Source organism: Pseudonocardia sp., from assembly GCF_050250275.1.
GTDB lineage: Bacteria > Actinomycetota > Actinomycetes > Mycobacteriales > Pseudonocardiaceae > Pseudonocardia.
The window spans coordinates 289,140-310,904 of sequence record NZ_JBFWOY010000002.1 but is presented as its reverse complement, the minus strand read 5'-3'; the positions used below and the strand labels follow the sequence as shown (position 1 = coordinate 310,904).

Below are 21,765 nucleotides of genomic sequence, written 5' to 3'. Positions count from 1 at the left end.
CCGGGGCTATCCTTCTCGAGGTGGAGCGCGCATGACGGATCTGCAACCGGCCGCGCCGCCGGTCCCCGGTCCCGAGGGCCCCGGCTCGGCGGTGACGAAACCTTCGGCGACGCGCCGTGTCCGCGCCCGCATCGCCCGCAGGATGACCCCGCAGCGCGTCGCGATCGTCAAACCGGTCCTCGAGCCGCTGGCGACCGTGCACCGCACCATGCACCCCAACGCCGACCTGGGGCTGCTGCAGAGCGCCTACGACGTCGCCGAGGCCAAGCACGCCCACCAGAAGCGCAAGTCGGGCGACCCGTACATCACGCATCCGCTGGCCGTCGCCACGATCCTGGCCGAGCTGGGCATGGACACGACGACGCTGGTCGCGGCCCTGCTGCACGACACCGTCGAGGACACCGACTACTCCCTCGAGCGGCTGTCCACCGACTTCGGCGACGAGGTCGCGCACCTCGTCGACGGCGTCACCAAGCTCGACAAGGTCGAGTTCGGCTCGGCCGCGGAGGCCGAGACCATCCGCAAGATGGTCGTCGCCATGGCCCGCGACCCCCGGGTCCTGGTCATCAAGCTGTCCGACCGGCTGCACAACATGCGCACCATGCGCTTCCTGCCGCCGGAGAAGCAGGCCAAGAAGGCCCGCGAGACCCTCGAGGTGATGGCGCCGCTGGCGCACCGGCTCGGCATGGCGACGGTCAAGTGGGAGCTCGAGGACCTGTCGTTCGCGATCCTGCACCCCAAGAAGTACGAGGAGATCGTCCGGCTCGTCGCCACCCGGGCGCCGTCGCGCGACACCTACCTCAAGCAGGTCATCGACGAGGTCATGCAGCAGCTCGAGGGCGCGCGGATCGCCGCGACCGTCGAGGGCAGGCCCAAGCACTACTACTCGATCTACCGCAAGATGATCGTCAAGGGCCGCGACTTCGACGACATCCACGACCTCGTCGGGGTCCGGGTGCTCGTCGACGAGGTCCGCGACTGCTACGCGGCCATGGGCATGGTCCACGCCCTGTGGCAGCCGATGCCGGGCCGGTTCAAGGACTACATCGCCCAGCCCCGCTTCGGGGTCTACCAGTCGTTGCACACCACCGTGATCGGTCCCGACGGAAAGCCGCTCGAGGTGCAGATCCGCACCCGCGAGATGCACCGCACCGCCGAGTACGGCATCGCCGCGCACTGGCGCTACAAGGAGACGAAGGGCTCGAACGGGGCCCAGACCGTCGAGATCGACGAGATGTCCTGGATGCGCCAGCTCCTCGACTGGCAGCGGGAGGCCGCCGACCCCGGCGACTTCCTCGAGTCGCTGCGCTTCGACCTGGCGTCGCAGGAGATCTTCGTCTTCACCCCCAAGGGTGACGTCGTCACGCTGCCCACCGGCTCGACACCGGTCGACCTGGCGTACGCCGTGCACACCGAGGTCGGCAACCGCTGCATCGGGTCGCGGGTCAACGGCCGCCTCGTCGCGCTCGAACGGACCCTGGAGTCCGGCGACGTTGTCGAGATCTTCACCTCCAAGGCCGAGGGCGCCGGCCCGAGCCGCGACTGGCTGTCGTTCGTCGCGTCCCCGCGGGCCAAGACGAAGATCAAGCACTGGTTCGCCAAGGAACGCCGCGAAGAGGCCATCGAAGCCGGCAAGGACGCCATCACCCGTGAGGCGCGGCGCACCGGCATGCCGCTGCAGCGCCTCGCCTCACCCGACTCGATGGCCGCGCTGTCGCGCGAGCTGCACTTCCCCGACCTGTCCGGGCTCTACGCCGCCGTCGGGGAGGGCCACGCCAGCGCCCGCCACGTCGTGCAGCGCCTCGTCGCGCTGCTGGGCGGCATGGAGGACGCGGAGGAGGAGCTCGCGGAGCGCTCCACCCCGTCCACCGTGCGACAGCGCAGGCCCACCGGCGACGCGGGCGTCATGGTCGTCAACCCCGACGGCAGCTCCGCGGGCGACATGTACACCAAGCTCGCCCGCTGCTGCACGCCCGTGCCCGGCGACGACATCCTCGGCTTCGTGACGCGCGGTGGCGGCATCAGCGTCCACCGCACCGACTGCACCAACGCGCTCGACCTGCAGGCCCGCTCCGAACGGCTGCTCGACGTGGCCTGGGCGGTGTCGCCGGGGTCGGTGTTCCTCGTCGCGATCCAGGTCGAGGCGCTCGACCGGCACCGGCTGCTCTCCGACGTCACGAAGGTCCTGGCCGACGAGCGGGTCAACATCCTGTCGGCGTCGGTGACGACGTCGCGCGACCGGGTCGCGGTGTCGCGGTTCAGCTTCGAGATGGGCGACCCGAAGCACCTCGGGCACCTGCTCCGCGCGGTCCGCAACGTCGAGGGCGTCTACGACGTCTACCGCGTGACCTCCGCGAGCTGAGACACGACCGCGGCGCGACCGACGGCGCTCGGGGTCCGACGCCCCTACTCGATCGGGTACCGCACGTGGCGCACGCACACGTGCGGTACCCGAGACAACTCTTGTGACGGCCGTGGTCGCTCCCCAACGTTCCGCCTCGTGATCTTGTGGCGACACCGCGTGACAGCATCCTCGGTCTCGGCACCTCGCCCGCCACGCCGCCGCCCACCCCGGCCGGACCGCCCGCATGGCCCGGCAAGGTCTGGACCTACGGCGACTGCGACCCCGCCCTGAAGAAGTGGCAGCTGCAGATGAACCGCCACGGCTACGGCTTCCAGGGCACCGGCTGCTGTCTGGAGACGCCCCGCCTCGCCGTCCTGGACCTGCAGCGCGCCAACGGCTCGACCCCGTCGGGCAAGCTCGGCCCGCGGACCTGGCGGGCCGCCTGGGACGGCACGGCCCCGACCCGCGGGGGCTGCCGGACGCCGAACGGCCCCCGTGCTCGTCGCCGTGCACGGGGGCCGTTCGCGAGTCGCGTCGTCAGCTGACGGTGGTCTTCTCGATCGTCACCGGGGTGATCGGCTTGCCGCCGCCCGCGCCGGACTCCATCGAGCCGTCGCTGCCGGCCTTCGCCACCGTGTCGATCACCTGCAGGCCCTCGGGCGAGATCTCGCCGAACACCGTGTAGCTCGGCGGGAGCTGTGCGTCGCCGTAGATCATGAAGAACTGGCTGCCGTTGGTGTCCGGGCCGGCGTTGGCCATCGCGAGCAGGCCGCGGCCGTAGGTGAGCTGCGGGAACACCTCGTCGGCGAACTGGTAGCCGGGACCGCCGGAGCCCGTGCCGGTCGGGTCGCCGCACTGCAGCACCTGCAGCCCCGCCGACGTGGTGAGCCGGTGGCAGCCCGACCCGTCGAAGTAGCCCTGCTGGGCCAGGCTCACGAAGCTGTTCACCGCACACGGCGCCAGGTCACGCGACAGCGTCATCGGGATGGCACCCGCGCTGGTCTGCAACGTCACCGGGACGGTGCCGCGGGCACTCACGTCGGCACCCGGGGGCGGGTTCACCGGCTTCGACGGCGTACCGGAGGCCTTGTAGTCGCACGACACCGTCGCGGGGAACGGGTCCGGGCGCGTCGGCAGCGGGACCGTGGCCGTCGGGATCGCGTCGGGCGTGACGCCCGCGGCGGCGCTGCTGCTCGGATCCGTCGACGACGGGGTGCTCGACCCGCCGCCCGACCCGATCGTCGTGAGCAGCACGACGCCGACGACGACCACCACCACGACGACGGCCGTCGTGATCGTGGCGACCTGCTTGCGGCGCCGCGCCTGCTCGGCCCGGCGCATCTGCTGCTGCGCGAGCTTGCGCTTGGCCGCCTCGCGTCGCATCTGGTTCGTGGCCACCGCGGTGCATCCTCCTGGCCTGGTTATCCGGCATTTCCGGCGGGAGCGGCCGGTCGCGCGAGCCTATCCACCGTCCCTGAGAGGAACCTGGGCGGGCGCGACTACTGTTGCGGGGTGCTCGTCGCAGGTTTCCCGGCCGGGTCGTTCCAGACCAACTGCTACGTGCTCGCCCGCGCGGCGGGGGAGGCGTGCATCGTCGTCGACCCCGGACAGGACGCGGTCGAGCCCCTCGAGGAGCTGCTCGCCGAGCACCGGCTGAGCCCCGTCGCCGTCCTGCTCACCCACGGGCACTTCGACCACACGTTCAGTGTCGCGCCCGTGTGCGACGGCAACGACATCCCCGCCTGGATCCACCCCGACGACCGGGACATGCTCGCCGACCCGTTGAAGGGCATCTCCGCGGAGTCCGCCGCGTTCTTCGGCGGCCGCCTGGAACTGCGGGAGCCGCGGTCGGTCGAACTGCTCGCCGACGGGTCCGACCTCGAGCTCGCCGGGCTGACCCTGCGCGTCGACCACACCCCCGGCCACACACCGGGCTCGGTCGTGTTCAGCACCCCGTCCGACGACGGGACCGAGGTCATCCTCGCCGGCGACACCCTGTTCGCGGGGTCGGTCGGCCGGACCGACCTCCCGGGCGGGTCGCACCAGCAGCTGCTGGCCAGCGTGCGCGACAAGCTGCTCGTGCGCGACGACTCCGGGTTCGTACTACCCGGCCACGGCCCGACGACCACCATCGGCAGGGAGCGGGCCACCAACCCGTTCCTGCAGGACCTGGGCGAGATGCCGCCCGCACGGAGGGGAATGTGACCGCCACCCGGACCGGCACCGCGCGGCTGCAGCCGTTCGCCGCGCCCAAGGGCATCCCGGAGTACCTGCCCGCCGACGGGTTCGTCCGCGTCCGCGACGCGCTCGTCGCCGCCGCCGACCGCGCCGGCTACGGCCACATCGAGCTGCCGATCTTCGAGGACACCGGCCTCTACGCCCGCGGCGTGGGGGAGTCCACCGACGTCGTCAGCAAGGAGATGTACTCGTTCGCCGACCGCGGCGACCGCTCGGTGACGTTGCGCCCCGAGGGCACCGCCGGCGTCGTCCGCGCCGTGATCGAACACGGCCTCGACCGGCAGGGCCTGCCCGTCAAACTGCGCTACGCCGGGCCGTTCTTCCGCTACGAACGCCCCCAGGCGGGCCGCTACCGCCAGCTCCAGCAGGTCGGCGTCGAGGCCATCGGGGTAGACGACCCGGCCCTCGACGCCGAGGTCATCGCCGTCGCCGACGAGGGCTTCCGCTCCCTCGGGCTCACCGGCTACCGGCTGGAGCTGACGTCGCTGGGCGACGCCGAGTGCCGGCCCGCCTACCGCGAGCGGCTCCAGGAGTTCCTCGCCGGGCTGCCGCTCGACGAGGCCACCCGCCACCGCGCCGCGATCAACCCGCTGCGCGTGCTCGACGACAAGCGCCCCGAGGTCCGCGCGCTGCTCGCCGACGCGCCGCTGCTCGTCGACCACCTCTCCGACACCTCCGCCGCGCACCACGCCGCGGTGAAACGCCACCTCGACGACCTGGGCGTGGCCTACGTCGAGAACCCGCGCATGGTCCGCGGCCTGGACTACTACACGAAGACGACGTTCGAGTTCGTCCACGACGGCCTCGGCGCCCAGTCCGGCATCGGCGGCGGCGGCCGCTACGACGGGCTCATGGAGGTCCTCGGCGGGCAGGCGCTGTCCGGCGTCGGGTTCGGCATCGGCGTCGACCGCACCCTGCTGGCCTGCCGGGCCGAAGGCATCGCGGTCGACGACGCCCCGCGCGTCGACGTCTTCTGCGTACCCCTCGGCGAGCGGGCACTCGACCGGCTCGTCGTCGTCGCCGCGGCGCTGCGCCGCACCGGGGTACGCGTCGACGTGTCCTACGGCGGGCGCGGGCTCAAGGGCGCGATGAAGTCCGCCGACCGGTCCGGTGCACGGTTCGCGCTCGTCCTGGGCGAGCGCGACATCGAGGCCGGGACGATCGGCGTCAAGGACCTCGCCTCCGGCGACCAGGATGCCGTCGCGCTCGACGCGGTGGTCGACACGGTCGCCGCGCGCGTCGCCGGCTGACGCCGGTGGCCGTCGCCGACCGGGAACGCTGGGACGCCCGGCACACCGTCGCGGGCGCCGGGGCCCCGGCCCCACCCGACGCGCTGCGCGGACGCGAGCACCTGCTGCCCGCGGGCGGCCGGGCGCTCGACGTCGCCTGCGGACGCGGGACGGTCGCGGCATGGTTGGCCCGGCGCGGGTTCGTCGTCGACGCCGTCGACGTGTCACCCGTCGCGCTCGCGGCCGGCGCGGCGCTCGAACCACGGGTCCGGTGGATCCTCGCCGACCTCGACGCGGGGCTGCCCGCCGACTGCGCGGGACCCTACGACCTCATCGTCTGCCAGCGGTTCCGCGACCCACGGCTCTACCCGGCGTTCACGGCCGTGCTGGCGCCGGGCGGGATGCTCGTCCTCACCGTGCTGTCGGAGATCGACGACGAGCCCGGCCCCTTCCGGGCCGTACCGGGCGAGCTGGCGGCGGCGTTCGCCGGGCTGGACGTCGTCGCCCACGAGGAGGGCGACGGCGCTGCGACCTTGATCGCGGTCACGCCGCCGGCCGCGGCTCCCGGCTCGCCACCAACGCCGCCAGACCCGTCGTGATCGGCACCGACGCCACCAGCCCGATGCTGCCGACCAGCGTCCGCACGATCTCCGTCGCCACGTCCCCGATCGTCAGCACGTGCCCCAGCCCGTCGCCGGACACCGAGAAGATCAGCATCAACGGTAGCGACGCACCCGCGTAGGCCAGCACCAGCGTGTTCACCGCCGACGACACGTGATCGCGCCCGATCCGCATCGCCGCCGCGAACAGCGCCGCGGCGGACAGGTCCGGGTTCGCCGCCCGCAGCTCCCACACCGCGCTCGTCTGCGTCACCGTGACGTCGTCCAGCACCCCCAGCGCGCCGATCACGAACCCCGCCAGCAGCAGCCCGCGGGCGTCGACGGGCGCCCCCAGCGTCGCGATGAGGTTCGCCGTCTGGTCGTCCAGACCCGTGAGCCGGGCCGCGCCCGCGAACACCGCGCCCAGCACCCCGATCAACGCCAGCGACGCCAACGTCCCCAGCACCGCCGTCGACGTCCGGGCGGACAGCCCGTGCGTCAGGTACAGCACCACGAACATCACCAGGCACGACCCGACGATCGCCACCGCCAGCGGGTCGTGCCCCGACACGATCGACGGCAGCACGAACATCAGCAGCACCACGAACGTCAGGCCCAGCGCGACCAGCGCCGCCAGCCCGCGCCACCGGCCCAGCGCCAGGACCGCCGCCGCGAACAGCGCCGCCAGCCAGATCAGCGGCGCCCCGCGCTGGAAGTCGACGACCTGGTAGGAGCCCGGGTCGAGGGGGTCGGCGCCCGACCACTGCAGCACGACCTCGTCGCCGACCGCGAACCGCGGTGTCGAGGGCTCCACCGGCAGGATCTGGACGAGATCGCGACCCGGCAGCGGGCCGTCCTCCATCCGCACCGTCAGCCCGAGGCAGGCGTTCGTGCCGTCACCGGGGGAACAGTCGGCGCGCTGGGCCGCGACGACCTGGGCGTCGACGGGTGTGCCGGGCTGCGCGACCGTCGTCGGCGGGCCGCCTCGTGGCCAGAGCACGACCAGGCCGACCAGCGTCGCGAGTGCGCAGGGCACGAGGAGCGCGGCGATCAGGACGCGGACACGACGTGCCGACGGTCCGGTCGGTCCGTGTCCGTGTCCGTGGCCGGTGGGGGTGGCTCGGCGGCGAGCTCCGCGGGGTGGTGTGCGGCGGGGGTGGTCGGTGGTCGCGGGGTCGCTGCGGCCGCGGGGGGCGTGCGGCTCCTGCGGGGCGCTGTGGTGCCGGGGTTCGCTGTGGTGCCGGGGTTCGCTGTGAGCCGTTGTGGCGGGCGGCGCCGGGTCGCGGTCGGTGTCGGGGCCGGGGTGTGGGGGGGCCGGGCGCGGTGCCCGGGACGTGGGCGGCGGGTCCGGCGCCCTGTGCGGCGGGCGCTCGCCGAGGTCCGGTACGCCGACCCCCCGTTCGCCGCTGTCCGGCACGCCGAGGTCCGGTTCGCCGCCGTCCGGTACGCCGACCTCCCGTATGCCAACTTTCCGTACGTCGACTTCCCGTACGTCGACTTCCCGTACGTCGACTTCCCGTACGTCGACTTCCCGTACGCCGAGGACCGGCGTCTCCGGTTCGGGGCCCGGGCCGGGGTCCTGCTCGCGGCCCGGGCCGTGAACCGAGCGGCGATCCGGCTCGGGGGCTCGGTGGCGGCGCGGCCGGGTGTCCGGGGTCGGCGCGGTGCGCCGGCGTCGGTCCTCGGGCGGGGGCACGTGCGCATCCTCCCAACCCGACCCCGGTCCGGCGGCCACCGGGCGACGGCCGCTCCCGCCGCGGTCAGCCCCCGGGTGCCGGCGGCAGCCTGCCGAGACCGGCGAGGACCGCGGCGACCGACGCGGCCACCGGACCGTCCGCGGGATGGACCGAGCCTGGTTCGTCGGGGTCGAGCGGCTCCAGCGTCGCGAGCTGGCTGCCGAGCAACGACGCCGGCATGAAGTGCCCCTGTCGGGCCCGCAGCCTGGCGTCGAGCACGTCGGCGGGGACCTCCAGCAGGGCGAACCGGACCGACGGGTGCCCGTCGCGGAGCAGGTCGCGGTAGCGGCGGCGCAGCGCCGAGCAGGCGACCACCGCGGACCGCCCCTCCTGTTCCCGCGCCCCGACCCAGTCGGCGATGCGCCGCAGCCACGGGAGCCGGTCGGCGTCGTCGAGCGGCACGCCCGCGGCCATCTTGCGGCGGTTGGCCTCGGGGTGCAGGTCGTCGCCCTCGACGAACGCCCAGCCCGTCCGCTCGGCCACCGCGCGCGCGACCGTCGACTTCCCGGAGCCCGCGACCCCGGCGACCACCAGCGTCGTCGTCGCGGCTGCGTGGTCGGGTCGCGGAAGGCCGGGTCGCCGACGGCCGGGTGCCCTGGTGCCGCTCACCGGCTCAGGATGCACGGTCGGCGCCCGGCGCGGGTCGAGAGCTTGCCCGGAGTTCGAACACATGTTCGAATCAGTGGGTGCGGTGGAGCGGACAGCAGGTCGGGGACGACGGGGTGGGCGGCGATGCGGCGCTGCCGGGGTTGCGTGGGCTGCTGCGCAGCGTACGGACGCCGGAGTTCGCCGGCACGGTGTTCCACGAGGTGGAGGCGAAGTCGATGCTGAACAGGGTGCCGGGCGGCTCGCCGATGCCGTTCTCGTGGACGGTCAACCCCTACCGCGGCTGTTCGCACGCGTGTGTCTACTGCCTCGACGGCGCCACGAGGGTCCTCCTGGCCGACGGGCGGACGCGTCCGATCGCCGAGCTGGGGGTGGGCGACGCCGTCCTCGGCACCGAGAGGGGGGCCGACGGTGTCCGCCGCTACGTCCGGACCCAGGTCCTCGCACACTGGGAGACCGACCGCGAGGGCTGGGAGGTCGAGCTGAGTGACGGGACGCGCCTCGTCACCAGCGGTGAGCACCGCTTCCTCACCTCCCGGGGCTGGCGGCACGTCGCGCCGGGATGGTGTCGCAGCGGCCGTCGCCCGCACCTGCGTCCGGGCGAGACGCTGCTCGGTCCGGGCGCGCCGACGCAGCCGCCGGAGTGGACCCCCGGCTACCGGGCCGGGTACCTGTGCGGTGTCGCGAGGGCCGACGCGGCCCATCCGGCTGCCGAGTCCGACGAGACGTTCCCGTCGGACCGGATTCCGCTGGAGACGCTTGCCCGGCTGCACCGGATGGTGTCGGTCACCGCCGAGGCCGCGCCGGGTGAGCTGCAGGTCCCCGCCCCCGACGAGCTCGCGACGGGAGGGGCGGCCCGCCGCGCAGCGCGCGACGAGACGGCCGCCGGCTCCGCCGCGCGGGGCGGAGCGGTCGTCGTACCGGTCGACGAGAGTGGCCCCGCGACGTCGTCGGCCGCCGGGCGTTGCGGTCCGGCCGTTCCGGCACCCGGTCGCCCGCAGGCCTCCGGCACCGGCCGACCGGTCGCCGCCGGGCGACCCACCCCCGCGGGTCCCGGGCGGTGGACGCGGCTCCGCGGCGAGCCCGGCGTGTGGTCCTCGCCGGCGAACCGCCCGGCGGCGGGTCCGCGGGTCCGGACCCGCGGACCCGGCCGCGAGGCCGGTGAGCCCGGGCTGCGGCGCGTCCCGTTGCCGTCCGGCGGGGGTGTCCGTGCGGCGGGCGTCGTGGCCCGTCCGAGCGGGTGGCCGCTGCGCCCCGGGCTCGACTGGTGCGCCGGTTTCGTCGCGGGCGTGCTCGACGCGGCGGGTGAGCGGACGGCCGACGGTCTGGTGGTGCGCGCGGCGGGGCCCCGCGGCGAGGAGCTCGTCGAGCGCCTGGTCGCGGCCGGTCGTGGCCTGGGCCTGCGGTTCGCCTCGTCGTCCACCGGGTGCGTCGGTGTGGAGGGCGTCGTCGAGGCGGTCCTGCCGGGCGACGCCAACACCGTCGTACGGCTCGTCGGCCGCGTCGACCCGAGCTCGGCCGCGGTGCGCGACATGGCCGGTGCTGCGGTGGCTGCGGTGGGTGCGCAGGTCGTCGGGATTCGTGTGCTGGGTCGGCGGCAGCCGATGTTCGACATCACCACCGGCACGGGCGACTTCGTCGCCGAGGGCGTGATCAGTCACAACTGCTTCGCCCGCAACACCCACACCTACCTCGACCTCGACGCGGGAGCCGACTTCGACAACCAGATCGTCGTCAAGGTCAACGCCGCGCGCGTCCTCGACCGGGAGCTGCGCAGGCCGCGGTGGCGCCGCGAGCCGGTCGCGATGGGTACCAACACCGACCCCTACCAGCGGGCCGAGGGCCGGTACCGGCTGATGCCGGCCATCCTGCGGTCGCTCGCCGACACGGGAACACCGTTCTCGGTGCTGACCAAGGGCACCGTCCTGACCCGCGACCTGCCCGACATCGCCGCGGCGGCCGACGACGTGCCGGTCGGGCTCGGTGTCTCCATCGCGCTGCTCGACGAGGAACTGCATTCCGGGCTGGAACCGGGTGCGCCGTCGCCGCGGGCCAGGCTCGACCTCGTCCGCCGCATCACCGACGCCGGACTGCCCTGCGGGGTGATGGTCGCGCCGGTGCTGCCCTGCCTGAGCGACTCGGCCGAGGCTCTCGACGCCGTGCTGGGCCGGATCGCGGCGGCCGGTGCGACGGGAGCCACCGTCCTGGCGTTGCACCTGCGCCCCGGCACCCGGGAGTGGTTCCTGCAATGGCTCGCCCGGGAGCACCCCGGTCTGGTCGAGCGGTACGCGCACCTGTACCGGCGTGGTGCCTACGTCGACCCCGAGTACCGCCGGGCGCTGGGGGAGCGGGTCACGCCCCTGCTGCGTCGTCACGGCCTCGACCGGCCGGTGACGACGATGCGGCTGCGGGGGCGGGTCGATGCTGCGGACGGCGCCGGTGGCGACGTCCCGGGCAGTGGTGCGGCGCAACGGGGCGCGCAGGCCTCGGACCAGGGTGAACAGCTGAGCCTGCTGTGAGCATCGGGGCGGCGCAGCGGCGTGCACCGGACCCCGGCCGGGCCCGGGCGCCGACACCGCGGCCGGGGCGTATCCGGAGTCTGCGTCGGACATGTGGGTTCGACCGGGGCCGCGCCGGGTAAGGTCGACCACGATGGTTCGTGACCTGGCCGACTTCCCCAGGCCGGTGCTCGCGGCGCTGGCGGCTGCGGAGCGCCTGCTGACCCGCCGGTACGGCGCATCTGTCGTGCTCGCCGATCCCGAGGACCTCGGCGGCAGCGACCGGTCCGTGGTCGCGCGTGCCCGCGTGGCCCGCAACCCGTTCTCGATGCGCCGCAGCGTCGTGGTGAAGCACTACGTCGCCGAGCCCGACGCCGACCGGCCCGACCCGTTCCACTTCGAGGTCGCCAGCTGCCAGCTGTTCACGGCGCTGCCCGCCGACGCCCGGCCCAGCCCCGTGATCATCGCCCACGACCCGCAGGCCCGGCTCCTCGTCCTGGAGGACCTGGGCCGCAGTTCCACGCTCGCCGACAAGCTCTTCGGGCCCGACCCGGCCGCCGCGCAGCGCTACCTCGTCGGCTGGGCCCGCGCGCTCGGCCGGATGCAGGCCGCCACCGCCGGTCGGGAGAACGACTTCGGGGCGCTGCTGCGCAGGCTGGGGGAGAAGGCCTGGCGCGACCCGATCGCCGACGAGGCCCGCGCCGCCATCGCCGGGGTGCCCGACCTGCTCCGGTCCGTCCTCGGGGTGAGCACCACGGCCACGGCGCAGGCACAGGCCCACGAGACCGCACGGCTGCTCGGCGGCACCCGGTACCGGGCGTTCAGCCCGTCCGACACCTGCCCCGACAACAACCTCGTCACCAGCCGCGGTGTGCGGTTCGTCGACTTCGAGTGGGGCTGCTTCCGCGACGTCGCGCTCGACGCCGCCTACTTCCGGGTCCCGTTCCCCGGCTGCCGGGCCAGCTTCGCGATGCCCGACGGCATGAGCGAGGCGATGCTGGAGGCCTGGCGCGACGAGATCGCCGTCGTCTGGCCCGACCTCGACGACCCGCTGCGCCTGGACCGCCGCCTCCTCGACGCGCAGCTGCTGTGGGTGTGGTTGTGCACCTGGTGGTTCCTGCCGCGCATCCGGGAACGCGACACGTCGGTCGGCCCGGAGACGGGGCGGTCGCCCCGGATCAGCACCGCACTGTGCGACTACTGGCGCCGGCTCGGCGTCGCCGCGGCCGAAGCGGGGGGCCTCGACGCGACGGTGGAGCTCGCCGAGTCGATCACCGCGGCGCTGCGTGCCCGTTTCTCCGACGCCCCGGCGGCCCTTCCGCTCTACCCGGCGTTCCGCAGCACGGCCTGACCCCGCCCGTCGGGCCGGACGGGCCCGGGGCACCGGACGTTCCGCGGGTCGCCCGTGACACGTCACCGTACGCACACCGCAGGTCGGGGCGCCGGAGCGAGGGTGACCGCCGTGACCCCGCCGTCTGCCCCGCCGCTGCGTTCCGAACCCGCTTCCGCAGCGCCCCCGCGTGGCCCGCAGCCCGCCCGCCCCTGCACCCCACGGCCGGGCCGCCCGCCCGGACCGGTGGCCCCGCCGCGGCGTGCGGCGGGCCGGCTCGTCGTGCTCGGCGACTCGACGGCCGTCGGCATCGGCGACCCCGTCGACGGCGGCTGGCGCGGGTTCCCGGTGCTGCTGCGCGACGCCCTCGGCCCGGCCTGCGTCCTCGACAACCGGGCACGGTCCGGTGCCCGGATGGGTGCGGTGCTCCGCGAACAGCTGCCGTCGGTCGTCGAGTCGGCCGTGGACACCCCGGTCGACGTGGCCGTCGTGTGCGCCGGCATGAACGACACGCTGCGCGCCGACTTCGACCCGGTCGCCATCGAGGCCGACTGCGCCACGACGATCGCGGCGCTGCGCGCGTCGGGTGCGCTGGTCGTCGTCATGCGCTACCACGACCACACCCGGGTGTTCCGGCTGCCGGCGCCGTTGCGCCGGGCCCTGCACGCCCGGATCGCCGCGCTCAACGCCGCGGTCGACGCCGCCGCCGGGCGCGCCGGTGCGGCCGTCCTGGATCTCGACGGGCTGCCCGGCGGCTACGACAGGTCCGCCTGGGCCGTCGACCGGCTGCACCCGTCCGAGCTCGGGCACCGCAGGCTCGCCGCGGCGCTCGCCGACATCGCCGCCGGCACCTTCGAGCCTGCCGGACCTGTGTCGCTGACCTGCGCGGGCGGGCGCCGGGTCACGACCGTGCACCGGGTGGCGTGGCTCGTCGTGAAGGGGGTTCCGTGGCTGGTGCGCCGCGGCCGCGACCTCGCCCCGGTGATCCTCGCCGGGCTGCTCGACGGGGTGCGGGCGGGCCGGGGCGGGTCGTGTCGGGTCCGGGACGCGGCGCCGTTGTCCGCGGTGCCGACGACGGCCGGCCCGGGCGGCGCCGCCGGTCCTGCGGCCGTGGAGGTCCGCGCCGCCGGCTGAGAACCACCTGGTGCCGTGGTCGGTGCAGCGCGGGGTCGCCGCGGCCCCCCGGCGCGCTGCGCCGGGGCGGGGACGTCGCCCGGCACCGGGCGAGGGCGTCCCCCGGTGCCGGGATCGACACCCCGCATCCGGGGCCGGGCGGCCCCGACGTGCGGATCAGGCGGCGTGGGCGGGGGCCGGCACGGCGACGGGCTCGGGCGCGAGGAGGGCCTCGATGCGCCAGAGCTGCGCACGGGTGCAGTCACCGCAGGTGAGGACGACGGTGCCGTCGGCGAGGTGCTCGCTGCTCCAGGCGAGCCCACCGGGGTCCGTGGTGGTCCGCGGCCGGGCGCAGCTGGGGCAGGTGTCGGGGGTGCTCGTGGCAGCCATGCCCTCAGCGTCCCGCGGCGGTGTTGCGCAACGGTGAACGACACCCGCGTTCCGGCGGCCGGGGCGTTGCGATCGTGCAACTCCGCTCGGCCCCCGACACTCGGGGCCCGGACGGTCGCGGTGTGGACACTCGGAGGTCCGACCGTCGCGGTGGGCAACGGTCCGGGCCGCCCCAGCCGTGGACCGGTCCCGGCGGCACCCGGGGCAGCAGCCCGGACCGGCGCGATGTCAGAGGCTCTGCAGGAACGTCGCCATGCGGTCGACGGCGGTCTCGAGCTGGGGGAGCGCGGTGGCGTAGGAGCAGCGGACGTGCCCCTCGCCGGACGGTCCGAAGACGTTGCCGGGCACGACGGCGACGCCGTGCTCCTTGAGCAGCCGCTCGGCGAAGGTCTCGGAGTCGAGGCCGGACGTGCGGATGCTCGGGAAGGCGTAGAAGGCGCCGTCGGGCTCCGGGCATTCCAGGCCGATCTCGCGCAGCCCCTTCACGAACACCCGCCGGCGGCGGTCGTAGTCGGCCACCATCTCCGAGACGTCGGTCTCGGCCGAGGTCAGCGCCTCGACGGCGGCGAGCTGGGAGACGTGGGGTGCGCACAGCATCGTGTACTGGTGCACCCGCACGCACAGTTCCGCGACGGCCTGCGGCGCGCAGATCCAGCCGACGCGCCAGCCCGTCATGGCCTGGGCCTTCGAGAACCCGCCGAGGACGACGGTGCGGTCGCGGGCCTCGGGGACGGCGCCCAGGCAGGTGTGGCTGCCGTTGTAGGTGAGCCGGTCGTAGATCTCGTCGGAGATCAGGTACAGGTCGTGCTTCTCGGCGAGCCGGGCGAGCGCCTGCAGAGTCTCGCGGGGCTGTACGGCACCGGTGGGGTTGGCGGGCGACCCGATCAGGATCGCCTTGGTGCGCGGGGTGATCGCGGCGGCGACGACGTCGACGTCGACGGTGAAGCGGTCCTCCCAGCGCGTCGGCACCCGCACGGTGGTGCCGCCGGCGAAGGCCACGCACGGCTCGTAGGCGACGTAGCAGGGTTCCGGGATGATCACCTCGTCGCCGGGGTTGAGCAGTACCCGCAGGGCGAGGTCGAGACCCTCGGACACGCCGGTGGTGATGAGGCACTCGGTGTCCCACGCGTACTCGGCGCCGTAGCGCTGCTGCAGGTCCGAGCAGATCAGCATGCGCAGGGCCGGGAGCCCGGCGTTGGAGGTGTAGGTGGTGTAGCCGTGCTCGAGGGCGTAGATGCCGGCCTCGCGGATGCGCCACGGTGTGACGAAGTCGGGCTCGCCGACGCCGAGGGAGATGACGTCGTCCATCTCGGCGGCGATGTCGAAGAAGCGCCGGATCCCCGAGGGCGGGCAGGCGGCGATGACCTCGTTGAGGGGCTTCACGGGGTCTCCAAGGGGGTGTCTGGTCGGTCGCCGTCGACGGGCTCGGTGATCCGGGCGGTTCGGGGCGGGACGGAGCGCGGGTGTACCGGGGCGCCGCGACGCCGCCGGGTGCCGTCCGGGCGCCGGGACCGCGGTGAGGGGGCCATGGGGCGCCCGTCAGGGTGTGACGCGGAGCCGGTGGTCGGGCTCCGGCTCGGCGAAGACGTCGCCGTCACGTTTGTGGGTCTTGAGGACGAAGTGCGTCGCGGTCGACATGACCCGGTCGATGGTGGACAGCCGCTGGCTGACGAAGTCGCTGATGGCGCGGATGTCGCGGCCGACGACGGTGCAGCGCAGGTCGTGCCCGCCGGACACGAGGTGCACGCTGGTGACCTCGTCGAAGCGCGAGATGCGCAGCGCCACGTCGTCGAACCCGACGCCGCGTGCCGGGGCGACGGAGACGTCGATGAAGGCGACGACGCTCTCGCGGGCGATGGCGTCGTCGACGGCTTCCCAGTCGACGACGGCCTTGTAGCGGCGGATGACGCCGCTGGTCTCCCACTCCGCGATCCGGGCCGACACCTCCTCGACGGGCAGGCCGAGCATCGTCGCGATGGTGTCGTGGCTCAACGAGGAGTCGCGTTCCAGTAACTCGAGGATCTCCCGCACGATCGACAACCCTACGTCGCCGCGGCCGCGAACCGCAGGACCGCGTCGCGCAGCACCGGTTCGGGGTAGCCGGCGAAGCTGCATCGCAGTGCCGACGTCAGCGGCGCGCCGACGGCGAACGCGGCTCCGGGCACGAACGCGACGCCGTGGTCGACGGCCCGTGGCAGCAGCGCGCCGGTGTCGCGGCCGTCGCGGAACTCGACCCAGCAGAACATCCCGCCGGTGGGTGTGCTGCGGGTGATCGTGTCGCCGAAGGCGTCGTCGAGCGCGTCGGTGAGGGCCCGGGCCCGGGACCGGTAGGCGGTACGCAGGCCGCGCAGGTGCTCGTCGAACCAGGTGCTGTCGGCGAGGAGCTCGGCGGCGACGGTCTGGGTGAGTGCGGAGCCGCAGAGGTCGGTGGACTGCTTGAGCCGTTCGACGCCGGCGCACACCTCGGGGGGTGCGACGAGCCAGCCGACGCGCAGGGCGGGTGCGAGGACCTTGGAGGCGCTGCCGAGGCGGGCGACGCGTTCGCCGTGGGCGGCGACGGGGACCGGCGGCGGCCCGTCGAAGGAGAGGAGGCCGTAGGGGTCGTCCTCGACGACGAGGAAGCCGTAGCGGTCGGCGAGTGCGCACAGCCGGGCCCGCCGCGCCTGCGACAGGGTGACGCCGCGCGGGTTGTGGAAGCTCGCCACGGTGTGCACGAGCCGGGGCCGCAGCCCGCCCAGCAGGAGCACCTCGAGGGCGTCGACGTCCATGCCCGCGGAGTCGACGGGCACGCCGTGCAGGACGGCGCCGGCGGCCTGGAACACCTGCAGCGCGCCGACGTAGGCGGGGTCCTCGACGACGACGGCGTCGCCGGGGTCGAGGGTGGCGCGGGCCAGCAGGTCGAGGGCCTGCTGGGACCCGCTGGTGACGACGACGTCGCCGGTGCCGATGTCGCGGCCGGTGCGGGCGGACTCGAGCCCGGCGACGACCTCGCGCAGGGTGGCGACGCCGGCGGTCTCGCTGTACTGGGCGGCGCCGGGTGTGGCGAGCGCGCGGGCGGCGGAGTCGGCGATCCGGGTGTGCGGCAGCAGGTCGGCGGCGGGCAGGCCGCCCGCGAGGCTGAGCACGTCGGCGCGGGCGGTGAGGGTGAGCAGGTCGCGGATCGCGGAGCTGCGGACGTCGCGCAGCCGGGCGGAGAGCGGGTAGGGGTGTGGGGCGAGGGAGCTCATGAGGGCCTCCGGGGCACGGGACGGTGCCCGGTGGCGGGGCCGCAGCACCGGGCGGGGTCGGGTCGGGCGCTGGTGGGCGCCCGACCGCATGTCCCGCGCGGATCGATCACTGCGAGAGGTGTGGGGTGTGGCCGGTTGGGCCGGACCCTGCCCACGATTGTCGTCGCGTTTCTGCGATCCGGAACTGTGATCTCAACATGTGGCACACCTGGATCGGGTGGTTCCGAGGTCGTTGCGAGGTCGTCGGTGCCCGATGGCAGGCTGCACCCCGATGAGCATCGACGGGCTGTTCGACATCTCCCCGGACGACGGGGCCGATCCCGACGAGGGTCACGTCCGCCCGGGTGCGCCGCTCGCGGCGCGGATGCGCCCGCGGTCGCTCGACGAGGTCGCGGGCCAGCGCCACCTGCTGGGGCCCGGTGCCCCGCTGCGGCGGCTGCTCGAGGGCGGCTCGGCGGCGTCGGTGCTGCTCTACGGCCCGCCCGGCACGGGCAAGACGACGCTGGCGCGGCTGATGGCGGGCTCCGGCGGCGCGTCGCGCCGGTTCGTGGCGCTCTCGGCGCTCTCGGCGGGGGTGAAGGAGCTGCGGGCGGTGATCGACGACGCCCGTCGCCGTCTCGACCGTGACGGCACCGGCACGGTGCTGTTCATCGACGAGGTGCACCGCTTCTCCAAGACCCAGCAGGACGCGCTGCTCGGTGCGGTCGAGGACCGCGTGGTGCTGCTCGTCGCGGCCACCACGGAGAACCCGTCGTTCTCGGTGGTGGCGCCGCTGCTGTCGCGGTCGCTGGTGCTGCAGCTGCGGTCGCTGGAGCCCGACGAGCTGCGGGGGCTGCTGCGCCGCGCGGTCACCGACGAGCGCGGCCTCGCCGGTGCCGTCGCGCTCACCGACGACGGCGAGGAGGTCCTGGTCCGGCTCGCGGCGGGCGACGCGCGGCGGGCGCTCACGGCGCTGGAGGCCGCGGCCGACGGGGTGCGCGCCGACGGGGGCACCGAGGTCGGGGTGACCGAGGTGGAGCGCGCGGTCACCGAGGTCGCCGTCCGCTACGACCGGGCGGGCGACCAGCACTACGACGTCATCAGCGCGTTCATCAAGTCGATCCGCGGCTCCGATCCGGACGCGGCGCTGCACTACCTGGCCCGGATGATCGTCGCGGGGGAGGACGCGCGGTTCATCGCGCGCCGGCTGATGATCCACGCGAGCGAGGACATCGGCCTGGCCGACCCGACGGCGCTGCTGGCGGCCACCGCGGCCGCGCAGGTGGTGCAGCTCGTCGGCATGCCGGAGGCGCGGATCGCGCTGTCGCAGGCGACGTTGCACCTGGCCACGGCACCCAAGTCGAACTCGGCGATCACGGCGATCGACGCGGCGATGGCCGACGTGCGGGCGGGCAAGGTGGGGTCGGTGCCGGCCCACCTGCGCGACGGGCACTACTCGGGGGCGGAGAAGCTGGGCAACGCGATCGGCTACCGCTACCCCCACGACGTCGCCGACGGCGTCCTGGCCCAGCAGTACCCGCCGGACGACCTCGTCGGCCGCGACTACTACTCCCCGACGTCGCGGGGCGCGGAGCGGGTACTCGCGGAGCGGGTCCCGAGGCTGCGCCGGGCGGTGCGCGGGGACACCGCCGCGCGCGAGCCGACGTGAGTGCGGGTCAGCTCGTCAGCAGCGTCAGCCCGAACGTCGAGAGCGCCGGCCTGATCGGGGTGAAGTAGCTGGTGCAGCCGCGGCCGGTGCCGCCGCCGGAGTGGATGCCCTGCGCCTGGCCCGACGAGGTGATGTAGGGGCCGCCGGAGTCGCCCTCCGCCGAGCAGATCGACGTCGCCGTCATGCCGTACTGGATGGTGCCCTCGAAGTTCACGGTCCGGTCGAGGGCGGTGATGGTCCCGCAGACGCGCCCGCTGGTGGAGCCGTAGAGGCAGACCGACGACCCGACGGCGGCCGGGGTCGAGCCCCGCACCGCGACCGCGCCGACGATGCCGCGGACCTGTACCCCGGTCCCGGAGACGGGCACGGCACCGACGTCGGTGCCCGACGACGCGGTGCGCGCGCCGGAGCCGACGGGGATGAGCGCGTCACCGGCCGTCTCGACGTTCCACGTCCCGGACCCGCGGGTGCAGTGGCCCGCGGTGAGCAGCCATGTGCGGCCGCCGCCCGTCGCCGGGAAGCCGAGGGTGCAGCGCCGTGAGCCGCTGATGATGGTGTCGCCGCCCTTCAGCGTGGTGGCGTGGTGGCGGGGCGCGGGGGCGTCGGTCCGGACGTCGAGGACGTCCGGGGCGACGCCGGCGAGCAGCTCGTCGACGGCGGGTGTCCGGGAGCCGGTGAGGTCGACGACGAGGCGTCCGCTCTGCGGGTCCACGCCGTAGTCGGCGACCTCGGCGGGCAGCCCGAGCGCGGCGCGGCCGTCGAGGAGCGCTTTGACGGCGGCCGGGTCGAGCAGGGCGGTCACCGGGGCCGCGGACGCGGGCGCCGCGAGTGTCGCGGCCAGCAGCGTGGTGACTGCGGCAGCGAGGATGGCGACACCGCAGATCACACGGCGGAGACGGACGGACACGGCGGGGAGCCCTTCTCGTGGGAGGCGTCTCCCGGTGAACGATCGTCGGCAACGGCGGTCACGCCCGGTGCACGTCCGGGTCGTGTTCGTCACCCCTTGTCGCCGTCGGCGGCGCCTGCGGGCCCGTCAGGCGGGGTCGCGCAGCAGCGGGCAGCTCATGCACCGCGGTCCGCCGCGACCGCGGCCCAGCTCGCCGCCGGGGATCTCCAGGACCTCTATCCCGTTGCGCCGCAGGTGCGAGTTGGTGGTGACGTTGCGCTCGTAGGCGACGACGACGCCCGGCGCGACCGCGAGCACGTTGCACCCGTCGTCCCACTGCTCGCGTTCGGCGGCGTGGACGTCCTGCTCGGCGGTCAGGACCCGGAGCGTCCCGACGCCGAGCGCCGCGGCGATCGCGGTGTACATCTGCTGCGGCGCATGGTCGGTCACGTGCATCGCGTCGGGGCGCGGCCCGGGCCGGACGGTGTAGGCGGGCAGCTCGCCGAGGCCGGCGTAGGTCACGAGCGTCTCGGGGTCGGCCATCGTCATGACGGTGTCGAGGTGCATCTGCGCCCGCGACGACGGCAGCCGCAGCGCCACGATCCGGTCGATCTCGCCCCCGGCGAACAGCCTGCGCGCCAGCCGTTCCACCCCCTGCGGGGTGGTCCGCTCGGACAGCCCGACCAGCAACGCGCCGCCGCCGACGACGAGCACGTCGCCGCCCTCGACGGTCGCCGGGCCGTCGGCGGCACCGTCGGACCAGGTGGCGAACTCGGCGGCGGCGAACTCGGGGTGCCAGCGGTAGACCGCCTCCCAGTGCACGGTCTCGCGCATCCGGGCCTCGCGCCGCATCGAGTTGACGGCGACACCACTGTGGATCCACACCGAGGTGTCGCGCGTGTAGAGGTGGTTGGGCAGCGGCTCGAGGACGAAGTCGTCGAGGTCGAGGACGTGGAAGGCCATCGACGCCGGTTCGGCGATCCGCTCCAGCACCTCCCGCTTGGTGATCCCGCCTGCCAGGTGCTCGGCCAGGGTGTCGACGTCCATCGCGTCCATGCAGGCCCGCAGCCCGTCGACGGCCAGCGGCCCGTAGACCCGGTCGTCGACGACGGTGTCGAGCACGTACTTGCGGGCCGCGGGGACGGCCAGGGTCGCCCGCAGCAGGTCGCCGAACAGGTCCACCCGCACACCGCGTTCGCGCAGGACGGCGACGAACCGGTCGTGCTCGGCCTGGGCCCGCGCGACCCACAGCACGTCGTCGAACAGCAGCCGGTCCTTGTTGCCGGGGGTGAGCCGTTTGAGCTCCAGCCCGGGCCGGTGGACGACGACGCGGCGCAGCGTGCCGACCTCGGAGTCGACCCGGAACGACGGGCCGGCACGCAGCGAAGGCTCCACCATGTGCCCATCGTGGCCGATGATGGGCCGATGCACCTGGACCGGCTCGACGAGCAGCTGCTGGCGCTGCTCGCCGCCGACGCCCGGCGCAGCTACGCCGGCCTCGGCGCCCGGGTGGGGCTGACGGCGTCGGCGGTGAAGCGGCGCGTCGACCGGCTCCGCGAGGGCGGGGCGATCACGGGGTTCACGGTGACGCTGGACCCGGCCGCGCTGGGCTGGACAGTCGAGGGCTACGTCGAGCTGTACTGCCGCTCGTCGACGCCGCCGGAGACGATCCGCGCCGCGGTCGAGCAGCACGCGGAGGTGGTCGACGCGAGCACGATCTCGGGCGAGGCCGACGCGCTGCTGCACATCCTGGCCGCCGACATGCGCGACTTCGAGCGGGTGCTCGAGCGTATCGGGGCGGAGCCGTTCGTCGCCCGCACGAAGTCGGTACTGGTGCTGTCGCCGCTGCTGCGCCGTGGAGCGGGTCCGCGCACCGCCTGACGCGCCCGCGCAACGATCGGTCGGCGATCGCGGTCAGGAC

At 74.5% G+C, this 21,765-nt stretch carries 19 protein-coding genes; 10 read left to right on the top strand and 9 right to left on the bottom strand.

Translation table 11 applies throughout. The annotated features are described in order from the left end of the window. Positions 1 to 31 precede the first annotated feature (31 nt). Both AB7F12_RS03515 and AB7F12_RS03510 read left to right on the top strand, forming a co-directional pair. Positions 32 to 2,362, top strand: coding sequence for a RelA/SpoT family protein (locus AB7F12_RS03515; RefSeq protein ID WP_428499269.1), 2,331 nt, complete (start codon positions 32 to 34; stop codon positions 2,360 to 2,362). Positions 2,363 to 2,508: 146 nt separating this feature from the next. After that, complete coding sequence (locus AB7F12_RS03510; RefSeq protein ID WP_428499270.1) at positions 2,509 to 2,889, top strand: peptidoglycan-binding domain-containing protein; 381 nt, start codon at positions 2,509 to 2,511, stop codon at positions 2,887 to 2,889. Here AB7F12_RS03510 and AB7F12_RS03505 read toward each other — a convergent pair. Continuing rightward, positions 2,882 to 3,742 carry a peptidylprolyl isomerase gene (locus tag AB7F12_RS03505; RefSeq protein ID WP_428499271.1) on the bottom strand — a complete coding sequence of 287 codons (861 nt, stop codon included), beginning with the start codon at positions 3,740 to 3,742 and terminating at the stop codon, positions 2,882 to 2,884. The genes AB7F12_RS03510 and AB7F12_RS03505 overlap by 8 nt on opposite strands. Before the next feature lie 114 nt (positions 3,743 to 3,856). Between AB7F12_RS03505 and AB7F12_RS03500 the strand changes: the two genes are divergently transcribed. Genes AB7F12_RS03500 through AB7F12_RS03490 form a run of 3 tightly spaced genes read left to right on the top strand, consistent with a single transcriptional unit; the run spans position 3,857 to position 6,410 of the window. Beyond that, the gene (locus tag AB7F12_RS03500) at positions 3,857 to 4,549 is read left to right on the top strand and encodes an MBL fold metallo-hydrolase (RefSeq protein ID WP_428499273.1); all 693 of its coding nucleotides are present in this window, start codon (positions 3,857 to 3,859) and stop codon (positions 4,547 to 4,549) included. A gap of 26 nt (positions 4,550 to 4,575) precedes the next feature. After that, a complete protein-coding gene (gene hisS, locus AB7F12_RS03495) occupies positions 4,576 to 5,832 on the top strand; it encodes a histidine--tRNA ligase (RefSeq protein WP_428499278.1) in 1,257 nt (418 codons plus the stop codon). A 5-nt stretch (positions 5,833 to 5,837) separates the two neighbouring features. Further along, positions 5,838 to 6,410 carry a class I SAM-dependent methyltransferase gene (locus AB7F12_RS03490; protein WP_428499274.1) on the top strand — a complete coding sequence of 191 codons (573 nt, stop codon included), beginning with the start codon at positions 5,838 to 5,840 and terminating at the stop codon, positions 6,408 to 6,410. On the opposite strand, the gene AB7F12_RS03485 is transcribed toward AB7F12_RS03490, so the two are convergent. Beyond that, positions 6,355 to 7,446, bottom strand: coding sequence for a YibE/F family protein (locus AB7F12_RS03485; RefSeq protein WP_428499275.1), 1,092 nt, complete (start codon positions 7,444 to 7,446; stop codon positions 6,355 to 6,357). The genes AB7F12_RS03490 and AB7F12_RS03485 overlap by 56 nt on opposite strands. 724 nt (positions 7,447 to 8,170) lie before the next feature. Then, entirely contained in the window at positions 8,171 to 8,755 is a 585-nt protein-coding gene (locus tag AB7F12_RS03480; RefSeq protein ID WP_428499276.1) for a gluconokinase, read from the bottom strand. A gap of 77 nt (positions 8,756 to 8,832) precedes the next feature. Here AB7F12_RS03480 and AB7F12_RS03475 point away from each other — a divergent pair, with 77 nt between their 5' ends. From AB7F12_RS03475 to AB7F12_RS03465, 3 genes are all read left to right on the top strand, one after another. After that, the gene (locus AB7F12_RS03475) at positions 8,833 to 11,271 is read left to right on the top strand and encodes an intein-containing Rv2578c family radical SAM protein (RefSeq protein ID WP_428516251.1); all 2,439 of its coding nucleotides are present in this window, start codon (positions 8,833 to 8,835) and stop codon (positions 11,269 to 11,271) included. Between the two features lie 133 nt (positions 11,272 to 11,404). Then, positions 11,405 to 12,601 carry a hypothetical protein gene (locus tag AB7F12_RS03470; protein ID WP_428501864.1) on the top strand — a complete coding sequence of 399 codons (1,197 nt, stop codon included), beginning with the start codon at positions 11,405 to 11,407 and terminating at the stop codon, positions 12,599 to 12,601. 225 nt (positions 12,602 to 12,826) lie between these two features. Continuing rightward, entirely contained in the window at positions 12,827 to 13,714 is an 888-nt protein-coding gene (locus AB7F12_RS03465; RefSeq protein ID WP_428516253.1) for an SGNH/GDSL hydrolase family protein, read from the top strand. A 156-nt stretch (positions 13,715 to 13,870) separates the two neighbouring features. Here the strand turns inward: AB7F12_RS03465 and AB7F12_RS03460 are convergent, their stop codons facing one another. The 4 genes from AB7F12_RS03460 to AB7F12_RS03445 form a co-directional block, all read right to left on the bottom strand. Continuing rightward, on the bottom strand, positions 13,871 to 14,083 hold the full coding sequence (locus AB7F12_RS03460; RefSeq protein ID WP_428501862.1) for a hypothetical protein: 213 nt from the start codon (positions 14,081 to 14,083) through the stop codon (positions 13,871 to 13,873). Positions 14,084 to 14,311: 228 nt separating this feature from the next. Continuing rightward, entirely contained in the window at positions 14,312 to 15,466 is a 1,155-nt protein-coding gene (locus tag AB7F12_RS03455) for an aminotransferase class I/II-fold pyridoxal phosphate-dependent enzyme (protein WP_428501861.1), read from the bottom strand. Positions 15,467 to 15,622: 156 nt separating this feature from the next. Further along, on the bottom strand, positions 15,623 to 16,114 hold the full coding sequence (locus AB7F12_RS03450) for an Lrp/AsnC family transcriptional regulator (protein WP_428501860.1): 492 nt from the start codon (positions 16,112 to 16,114) through the stop codon (positions 15,623 to 15,625). 11 nt (positions 16,115 to 16,125) lie between these two features. Further along, on the bottom strand, positions 16,126 to 17,310 hold the full coding sequence (locus tag AB7F12_RS03445) for a PLP-dependent aminotransferase family protein (RefSeq protein WP_428501859.1): 1,185 nt from the start codon (positions 17,308 to 17,310) through the stop codon (positions 16,126 to 16,128). 271 nt (positions 17,311 to 17,581) lie between these two features. Between AB7F12_RS03445 and AB7F12_RS03440 the strand changes: the two genes are divergently transcribed. Further along, entirely contained in the window at positions 17,582 to 18,958 is a 1,377-nt protein-coding gene (locus AB7F12_RS03440; RefSeq protein ID WP_428501858.1) for a replication-associated recombination protein A, read from the top strand. Positions 18,959 to 18,965: 7 nt separating this feature from the next. On the opposite strand, the gene AB7F12_RS03435 is transcribed toward AB7F12_RS03440, so the two are convergent. Together AB7F12_RS03435 and AB7F12_RS03430 are read right to left on the bottom strand one after the other, a co-directional pair. Continuing rightward, complete coding sequence (locus tag AB7F12_RS03435) at positions 18,966 to 19,865, bottom strand: S1 family peptidase (protein ID WP_428501857.1); 900 nt, start codon at positions 19,863 to 19,865, stop codon at positions 18,966 to 18,968. A gap of 126 nt (positions 19,866 to 19,991) precedes the next feature. After that, positions 19,992 to 21,242, bottom strand: a complete 1,251-nt coding sequence (locus tag AB7F12_RS03430) for an arginine deiminase (protein ID WP_428501856.1) — start codon at positions 21,240 to 21,242, stop codon at positions 19,992 to 19,994. 27 nt (positions 21,243 to 21,269) lie between these two features. Between AB7F12_RS03430 and AB7F12_RS03425 the strand changes: the two genes are divergently transcribed. After that, complete coding sequence (locus tag AB7F12_RS03425) at positions 21,270 to 21,725, top strand: Lrp/AsnC family transcriptional regulator (RefSeq protein ID WP_428501855.1); 456 nt, start codon at positions 21,270 to 21,272, stop codon at positions 21,723 to 21,725. Positions 21,726 to 21,765: the final 40 nt, after the last annotated feature.